Source organism: Streptomyces sp. NPDC020983 (genome assembly GCF_044333485.1).
In the GTDB taxonomy this organism is placed as follows: domain Bacteria; phylum Actinomycetota; class Actinomycetes; order Streptomycetales; family Streptomycetaceae; genus Actinacidiphila.
Genome location: NZ_JBIRRA010000003.1, coordinates 240,220 through 249,043, shown reverse-complemented (window position 1 = coordinate 249,043; position 8,824 = coordinate 240,220). Strand labels below are relative to the sequence as shown.

3 protein-coding genes are annotated in these 8,824 nt (G+C 71.1%); 2 read left to right on the top strand and 1 reads right to left on the bottom strand.

Annotated elements, in window-relative coordinates:
• Window positions 1-204: 204 nt before the first annotated feature.
• Window positions 205-2,292 carry a discoidin domain-containing protein gene (locus ACH4SE_RS07455; RefSeq protein ID WP_398542677.1) on the bottom strand — a complete coding sequence of 696 codons (2,088 nt, stop codon included), beginning with the start codon at window positions 2,290-2,292 and terminating at the stop codon, window positions 205-207.
• A 495-nt stretch (window positions 2,293-2,787) separates the two neighbouring features.
• Between ACH4SE_RS07455 and ACH4SE_RS07450 the strand changes: the two genes are divergently transcribed.
• Window positions 2,788-4,026 carry an FUSC family protein gene (locus ACH4SE_RS07450; RefSeq protein ID WP_398542676.1) on the top strand — a complete coding sequence of 413 codons (1,239 nt, stop codon included), beginning with the start codon at window positions 2,788-2,790 and terminating at the stop codon, window positions 4,024-4,026.
• 340 nt (window positions 4,027-4,366) lie between these two features.
• The gene (locus ACH4SE_RS07445) at window positions 4,367-8,659 is read left to right on the top strand and encodes a discoidin domain-containing protein (RefSeq protein ID WP_398542351.1); all 4,293 of its coding nucleotides are present in this window, start codon (window positions 4,367-4,369) and stop codon (window positions 8,657-8,659) included.
• Window positions 8,660-8,824: the final 165 nt, after the last annotated feature.

Sequence of the window (8,824 nt, the reverse complement as noted above, 5' to 3'; positions counted from 1 at the left end):
GGGGGGGGTTTTCCCCCCGGGGGGCGCGGGGGGGTGGGGGGGGGCGGCCCCCATATTTTTTTTTTTTTTTTTTTTTGGGGGGGGGGGGGGGGGGGGGGGCGCCCCCCCGGGGGGGGGGGGGGGGGGGGGGGGGGGGGGGGGGGGGGGGGGGCCCCGCCCGGGCCCCGCGGGGAGGCGGGACCCGGGCGGCCTGCGGCGGCGCGCCTACTGCGAGACGCGCACGTAGTCCACGAGCATCTTCTGCGGGAAGACCGTGCCGGCGTCGGGCGCGCCCGGCCAGTCACCGCCCACCGCGTTGTTGAGGATGATGTAGAACGGGTGGTCGTAGACCCACGGGCCGCGGGTCGACTCGACCGTCGCCTTGTCGGCGGTGAAGAAGGCGTGCCCGTCCACCGAGAAGGTCATGTGGCTGGAGTCCCAGTCCACCGCGTAGGTGTGGAAGTCGTTCGCGAAGTCGCTGCCCGCGATCTGGTAGGGCTGGCCGTAGCCGTTGCCGCCGTTGTACGCGGGGGCGTGCAGCGTGGAGTAGACGGAGTCCGGGACCTTGCCGACGTGCTCCATGATGTCGATCTCACCGCAGTTCGGCCACGGCGTGCCGGTCTTGAAGTTCGACCCCAGCATCCAGAACGCCGGCCACAGGCCCTGCGTGCCGGACACCTTGATCCGCGCCTCGACGTGTCCGTACGTGAAGGTGAAGTGGTCGGAGGTGTTGATCCGGCCGGAGGTGTACTGGTGCCCCTGGACGTTCTCCTTCCTGGCCTCGATGACGAGGTTGCCGTTGCCGTCCATCGTGGTGTTGTCGCCGTTGGTGTAGTACTCCAGCTCGCCGTTCTGGCCGCCGCCGGTGTCCTGGGTCCACTTGCCCGTGTCCGGCTTGGAGCCGGCCGGGCCGTTGAACTCGTCGTTCCACACCAGGCGCTCGGGGTTGCCCGGGTTCGGCGGCAGCGCGGGCGGCGCGGTGGGGTTGCCGCCGGTGCCGTAGACGTCGAAGCCCCACAGGCTGTAGCCGTAGCCGTTGCTGCGCGCGGTGCCGTACATCCGCACGTAGCGGCCGGTGCCGTCGACGTTCAGGGTCTCCTTGAAGCCCTTGCCGGTGGTGGTGGAGTAGACCGACGTCCAGTTGCTCCCGTCCGCGGACGTCTGGATCTGGTACGCCGTCGCGTAGGCCGGGTCCCACTGCAGGACGACCTGGGTGACGTGCGCGGTGGCGCCCAGGTCGACGGAGATCCAGCCGGGGTCGACCCAGCCGTTGACGTCGCTGGTGGCCCAGCGGGTCGCCGGGTCCTCGTCGAACGCCTTGGCGGGGTTGCAGGCCGGGCAGTTGCCGTCGTCCTGGTAGGTCGAGGCGGTCGCGGGCCTGTTGTACGACAGCAGCTGGGAGCCCCCGGGCGGGGTGGTGCCGCCGGTGCTGCCGCCGCTGTCACCGCCGCCGCTGGTGCCGGTGCCGCCGGTGAAGACCTGGAACTCCCACAGGGAGTAGCCGTAAGCGGTGGCCCGCTGGGTGCCGTACATCCGCACGTACCGGCCGGTGCCGGTGAGGGTGATCAGCTCGGTGGCGCCGGGGCCGTTCGCGGTGGAGTAGGCGGTGGTCCAGTTGCTGCCGTCCGCCGAGACCTGGATCTGGTAGGCCTTGGCGTAGGCGGTCTCCCAGGTCAGCTGCACGCCGCAGACGGTCTGGGACGAGCCGAGGTCGACCTGGAGCCACTGCGGGTCGCTGGCGGCGGAGGACCAGCGGGTGCCGGTGTTGCCGTCGACGGCGGAGGACGCGGGGGTGCCGGCGTTCTCGGTCGAGGAGGCCGTCGCCGTCTTGTGCAGTGCGGCGTTGGCGGTGCCGCAGGCCGTGGTGCCGCCGCCGGTGGTGCCGTAGACCTGGAACTCCCAGAGGGAGACGCCGTACTGGGTGGCGCGGGCTGTGGTGTAGATCCGGACATAGCGCCCGGAACCGTTTACGGTGAGGTTCTGTATGCCGCCGGTGGCGGTGGTGGTGGTGTAGATGCCGGTCCAGTTGGTGCCGTCGGCCGAGGTCTGGATCTGGTAGGCCTTGGCGTAGGCGGTCTCCCAGTTGAGGGTGACGGAGCTGATGGTGTCGGTGGCGCCGAGGTCGACCTGGAGCCATTGCGGGTCGCTGGCGGCGGAGGACCAGCGGGTGCCGGTGTTGCCGTCGACGGCCGCGGAGGCGGGGGTGCCGGCGTTCTCGGTGGAGGACGCCGTCGCGGTCTTCCCCTGCGACAGCAGGGTGCCCGCGGCCCGGGCGGGGCTCTGGGTGGCCGTGAGGGCGAACGCCGCGAGCACGGCGGCGGCGAACGCGAGGACGAACGAGCGGGGTAGGCGTCTGGACAGGGGTGGGGGGTTGCCGGTCACGGCGTCTCCTGGGTGCGTGTGAGAGCGCTCTCTGATGGCAGCGATGCTTACGGCGCCGTTGCGGACGCGTCAAGAAAGTGAACGAGATTGGTACCGCTGTTTCCGGGCGTTCCGCGCCGCCGTCGAGATACGAACGGTCCGTGAACTTCTTGCCCGTATAGACGCGTTATCGGGCGATCCGCTGCGTGCAAGATCTTGACGGGCGATCACGCTCCCGCCGCCCGGTGGCGCCGGGGGTGTGAACCCGGTGGAGCGGGACGCGCCGTACGGCCGCCGCGGCGGGCTTCGACCCTAGGCTGTGCCGGACGGGCCGGGGCCGCACGAGGCCGGAAAGGGCCCCGACGTGCCCGGACGGGTCCTGCGTGCGGGGTGCCGGCGGGCCGCAATGAGATCGCCAGGAGCGGGAAGGGTCGGGAAATGCCAGTGATGCCCGACGTGCCCGAGCCCGTCGTCAAGCTCGTCCGGTGGACGGCCGAGCCCGCGGCGGTGCAGATCCTGCGGTCCGCCACGGCGGCGGTCATCTCCTACGTGGTGGCCGTCTGGCTGCTGCCCAACCCCGCGCCGCTCACCGCCCCGCTCACCGCGCTGCTGGTCGTGCAGGTGACCTTGTACTCGACGCTCACCACGGGGATCAGCCGTGTCAACGCCGTCGTCGCCGGGGTGCTCATCGCGATCGGCTTCAGCGCGCTGGTGGGGCTGAGCTGGTGGAGCCTCGGCCTGATCATCCTGACCTCGCTGCTCATCGGCCGGTTCGTGCGCGCCGGGGAGTTCGAGATCGAGGTGGCGATCTCGGCGATGCTGGTCCTCGGCGTGACCCGGGTCGCCCACACCGCGTGGGACCGGGTCTTCGAGACGCTCATCGGCGCGGTGGTCGGGCTGCTGTTCAACGCGCTCGCACCGCCGGTGTGGGTGCAGTCCGCGGGCGAGTCGATCGAGTCGATGGCCCGCCGCATGGGCGCGCTCTTCCGGGACATCGGCGGCGAGGTCGCCGGGCACCTGCCGGTCGAGCGGGCCGCCGCCCGGCTGCACGAGGCGCGGCGGCTCGACCACGACATCGCCGAGGTGGACGCCTCGCTGCGGCAGGCCGAGGACAGCCTGCGCTGGAACCCGCGGGTGCGCGAGGGGGCGCTGTCCCGGATCGTGCTGCGCACCGGCCTGGACACCCTGGAGATCTGCGCGGTCGTGCTCCGCGTGCTGTCCCGCACGCTCACGGACCTGGCCAAGCACCGCACCACCGAGCACCTCCTCGACGACGACGTGTCGGAGGAGATGGAACGGCTCATGGACCACATCGCGCACGCGGTGGAGAGCTTCGCGGTGCTGATCACCAGCCAGGTCACCGCCAACGCCCAGGCGGCGGAGGACCACCTCGCGCAAGCGCTGTCCGACAGCACCAAGAGCCGTGACACCATCGCCCGGCTGCTGCTCGCCACCGTCCAGGAGCATCCCCGCCAGTGGCAGCTGTACGGCGCGCTGCTCGCCGAGGTCGACCGGATCCTGGACGAGCTGGGGCTGGAGAAGCGTTCCGAGCGGCTGGTGGAGGAGCTGGACCGGATCGGCGGAGAGCCGAGCGACCGGCACCCGCGGATCGCGATGGTCAAGCGCCGGCTGACCGCGGCCGGCCTCTACCGGCGCGCGGCGGACGTGCGCAAGATCTTCAAGTAGTCCGCCGGGCCGTGAGCCCCGGCGTGCCTTCGCGGGCGCCTCAGTGAAAGCGCTTTCTCACACCCCGGCCCCTCCGCTCCCGGCGCCGCCTCGCCGGCGCGCCGGGAGGCCGGTGCCGTCCGCGAGCGAATCGTTGCCGTCCGGGGCGTAGACGTCGCCGTAGCGCGTCTGTAACACTCTGCCAACACGTGCGCAAATTATGAGCAGAACGCCGATGGATCCGCATGAGATGAGCGCAACTTCAGCTGTTGATCCCGCACGTTTCGAATAGATCGTCGGGGCTCCTCTCGGCCGTTCTCCTCCCAACCCCCTGAACCCCCACACACCACAGAGGGACGCCATGAGAACGAAGCGCTCGACACCACGGCTGCTGGCGGGGGTGGTCTCCGGCAGCCTGCTGCTGCTCGGCGGCACCGCGCTGCCGGCCGTGGCGGCCACGGCAGCCCCCGGCCTCGCCGCCGGCAAGGCCGCCGCGGCCAGCAGCACCAGCGGCGGCAACACCGCCGACCGGATCGACGACGGCGACCGGAGCACCTACTGGCAGAGCGGGAGGGTCAGCCCCGCCACCCCGCAGTGGGCGCAGGTCGACCTGGGCGCCGGCCTCCTGGTGGACGCGGTGCAGCTGAAGGTGCCCGCCTCCTGGAAGGCCCGCACCCAGACCCTGTCGCTCCAGGCGAGCGACGACGGCACGCTCTTCTCCACGGTCGTCGGCTCCAGGACGTACACGTTCACGCCCGACAAGGACAACACGGTCACCATCGACTTCCCGGCGGCCAAGGCCCGCTACGTGCGCGCCGAGGTCTCCGCCAACTCCGCCGCCGGCTCCGCGCAGCTGTCCGAGCTGACCGTGGCCGCCGCGGCGGCCGGCGCCAACCTCGCCGCCGGCAAGCCGACCGCCGAGTCCGGCCACGCCGACGTGTACGGCTCGGGCAACGCCGTCGACGGCAACGCCGGCACCTACTGGGAGAGCACCAACAACGCCTTCCCGCAGTGGCTGCGCGTCGACCTCGGCTCCGCGGTGCCGGTCAACACCGTGGTGCTCAAGCTCCCGCCGGCCACCACGTGGGCGACGCGCACCCAGACCCTCGCCGTCCAGGGCAGCCAGGACGGCAGCACCTTCTCCGACCTCGCCGCCTCCAGGGGCTACACGTTCGACCCGTCGAGCGGCAACACGGTGACGATCACCTTCAACACCGCCACCACCCGGTACGTCCGGCTGAACATCACCGGCAACACCGGCTGGCCGGCCGGCCAGGTCTCGGAGTTCGAGGTCTACGGACCCGCCACCGGCGACACCCAGGCGCCGAGCGCGCCCGGCGGCCTGGCGTACACCCAGCCCGCGTCCGGCCAGGTCAAGCTGACGTGGAGCGCCGCGACCGACAACACCGGTGTGACCGCGTACGACGTCTACGCCAACGGCCAGCTGCGCACCTCGGTCGCCGGCAACGTGCTGACGTACACCGACAGCCAGCCGGACACCGCCACCGTCGCGTACTACGTGAAGGCCCGTGACGCGGCGGGCAACCAGTCGGCGGCCAGCAACACGGTCACGCGTACCGGGGCCTCCGGCGACACCCAGGCGCCGAGCGCGCCCGGCGGCCTGGCGTACACCCAGCCCGCGTCCGGCCAGATCAGGCTGACGTGGAACGCCGCGAGCGACAACACCGCCGTCACCGGCTACGAGGTCTTCGCCAACGGCAGCAGGATCGCCACCACCGGCGGCAGCACGCTCACCTACACCGACAGCCAGCCGGACACCGCGACCGTCGCGTACTTCGTGCGCGCGATCGACGCGGCCGGCAACGAGTCGGGCAACAGCAACACGGTGACCCGCACCGGCACCAACCCGCCCACCGGCGGCACCAACCAGGCGGTCGGCAAGCCGATCACCGCGACCTCCACGGTGCAGAACTTCGTCGCCGCGAACGCCGACGACGACGACGTGACCACCTACTGGGAGGGCACCGGCACCAGCTCGCTCACCGTGCAGCTCGGCGCCGACGTCGACACCGGCTCCGTCGTCGTCAAGCTCAACCCGGACCCGGCCTGGGGCGCGCGCACCCAGACCATCGAGGTGCAGGGCCGCGAGCAGAGCGCGAGCGGCTTCACCCAGCTGGTCGCACCCAGGAGCTACGCGTTCAGCCCGTCGAGCGGCAACACCGTCACCATCCCGGTGACCGCCCGGGTCGCGGACGTCCGGCTGGTCTTCAGCAGCAACTCCGGCGCCGGCGGCGGCCAGGCCGCGGAATTCCAGGTCATCGGCACCCCCGGCCCGAACCCGGATCTCACCGTGAGCTCCCTGACCGCGTCGCCCGCCGCCCCGGTGGAGACCGACCCGATCACGCTCAACGCGACGGTGAGGAACATCGGCACCAGCGCCTCCCCGGCCAGCAGCGTCAACCTCTACCTCGGCACCACCAAGGTCGGCACGGCCGCCGTCGGCGCGCTGGCCGCGGGCGCGAGCACCACGGTGTCCGCGTCGGTCGGCGCCCGGGACGCCGGCAGCTACCAGCTGACGGCCAAGGTGGACGAGGCGAACACGGTCGTCGAGCAGAACGACACCAACAACTCCTACACCAGCCCGGCCGCCCTGGTGGTCAAGCCCGTCGACACCTCCGACCTGCTGGCCTCCCCGGTGGCCTGGTCGCCGGGCAACCCGTCGGCGGGCAACAACGTCAACTTCTCGGTCGCCGTCAGGAACCAGGGCACCGTCGCCGCCGCCTCCGGCGCCCACGGCATCACCCTCACGATCGCCGACGCGAGCTCCGGCACCGTGGTGAAGACCCTCACCGGCTCCTACAGCGGCGCCATCGCGCCCGGCGCCACCACCAGCCCGGTCAGCCTGGGCAGCTGGACGGCGGCCAACGGCAAGTACACCGTCAGGACGGTGATCGCCGCCGACGCCAACGAGCTGGCGGTCAAGCAGGCCAACAACACCAGCACCCAGCCGCTCTTCGTCGGCCGCGGCGCGAACATGCCGTACGACGTCTACGAGGCCGAGGACGGTGTCACCGGCGGCGGCGCGAGCGTGCTCGGCCCCAACCGCACCATCGGCGACCCGGCGGGCGAGGCCTCCGGCCGCAGGGCGGTGCACCTGGCGGGCAACGGCCAGTACGTCCAGTGGACGACCAGGAACCCGACCAACACCCTGGTCACCCGCTTCAGCATCCCCGACGGCACCGGCTCCACGACGCTCAACGTCTACGTGGACGGCACCTTCCTCCGGACGATCCCGCTGACCTCGAAGTTCGCGTGGCTGTACGGCGACGAGACGAGCCCGGGCAACTCCGCGGGCTCCGGCGCCCCGCGGCACATCTACGACGAGGCCAACGTGCTGCTCGGCACCACGGTGGCCGCGGGCCACACGATCCGGCTGGAGAAGGACGCGGCCAACACCGCGTCGTCCTACGACATCGACTACGTCAACCTGGAGCAGGCGGCCCCGGTCGCCAACCCGGACCCGTCGAAGTACGTCGTGCCGGCCGGCTTCACCCAGCAGGACGTGCAGAACGCCCTGGACACCGCGCGGCAGGACACCAGCAAGCTCGGCGTCTACCTGCCCGCCGGCGACTACTCCACCGCCAACAAGTTCACCGTCTACGGGCGGGCGGTCAAGGTGGTCGGCGCGGGCCCCTGGTTCACCAGGTTCTTCACGCCGCAGACCCAGGAGAACACCGACGGCGGCTTCTCGCTCCAGTCCGGCTCGGGCGGGTCGAGCTTCTCCGGCTTCGGCTTCTTCGGCAACTACACCAGCCGCATCGACGGCCCCGGCAAGGTCTTCGACCTCAACGGGATCGCGAACCTGACGATCGACAACCTGTGGATCGAGCACACGATCTGCGGCGTGTGGGCGACGAACGTCGACAACTCCACGATCAGCAACCTGCGGATCCGCGACACCTTCGCCGACGGGGTGAACCTCACCAACGGCTCGACCGGCAACACGGTCACCAACACCGAGGCGCGGTCGACCGGCGACGACAGCTTCGCGCTCTTCCCGGCCATCGACAACCACAACGAGCAGGAGACCGGCAACACCTTCAGCAACCTGAGCGTGCAGACGGTGTGGCGCGCCGCGGGCCTGGCGGTCTACGGCGGCGGCGGCAACACCTTCAGCAACCTCTACATCGCCGACAGCCTGACCTACCCGGGCATCACCATCGGCTCGCTCCAGTTCGGCGGCATCCCGGCGCTCGGCTTCGAGGCCTCGCCGACGACCACCTTCTCGAACATCTCGCTGGTCAGGGACGGGGGCCACTTCTGGGGCCAGCAGGCCTTCCCGGCGCTGTGGATCTACTCCGCGGAATTCGACCTCCAGGGCCTGCGCATCAGCGACGTGGACATCTCCGCCCCGACCTACCAGGGCGTGATGTTCCAGACCAAGTGGAACGGCAGCACCTCGCTCAAGCCCATCAAGGACACCGTTTTCACCAACCTGTCGGTGACCGGGGCGCACAGGAGCGGTGACGCCTTCGACGCCAAGTCCGGCTTCGGGCTGTGGGCCAACCCGCAGCCGGAACCGGGCCAGGGACCGGCCGTGGGCTCGGTGACGATCAACGGGCTGCACGAGAGCGACAACGCCGTGGACATCCAGAACACCACCACCACCTTCACCGTCAACGTCACCAACTGAGGTTCGCAGGGCCCGCGCGGGTGCCCGTGTTCGAAGGCTGAACACGGGCACCCGCCCGTGTTCCGGGCGGCGCCGGGCGCCGGGGCCGGATATCCGCACCCGCGCGGCGCTCATCGGCGAGGATCGGATCATCAGGCCGCCCGCGAGCCCCTCCGGTCCCGCGGG

What these genes read in the sequence shown, in the direction of transcription:
- ACH4SE_RS07445 (WP_398542351.1), top strand. Translation starts at nt 4,367, where the DNA reads ATGAGAACGAAGCGCTCGACACCACGGCTGCTGGCGGGGGTGGTCTCC.
- ACH4SE_RS07450 (WP_398542676.1), top strand. Translation starts at nt 2,788, where the DNA reads ATGCCCGACGTGCCCGAGCCCGTCGTCAAGCTCGTCCGGTGGACGGCC.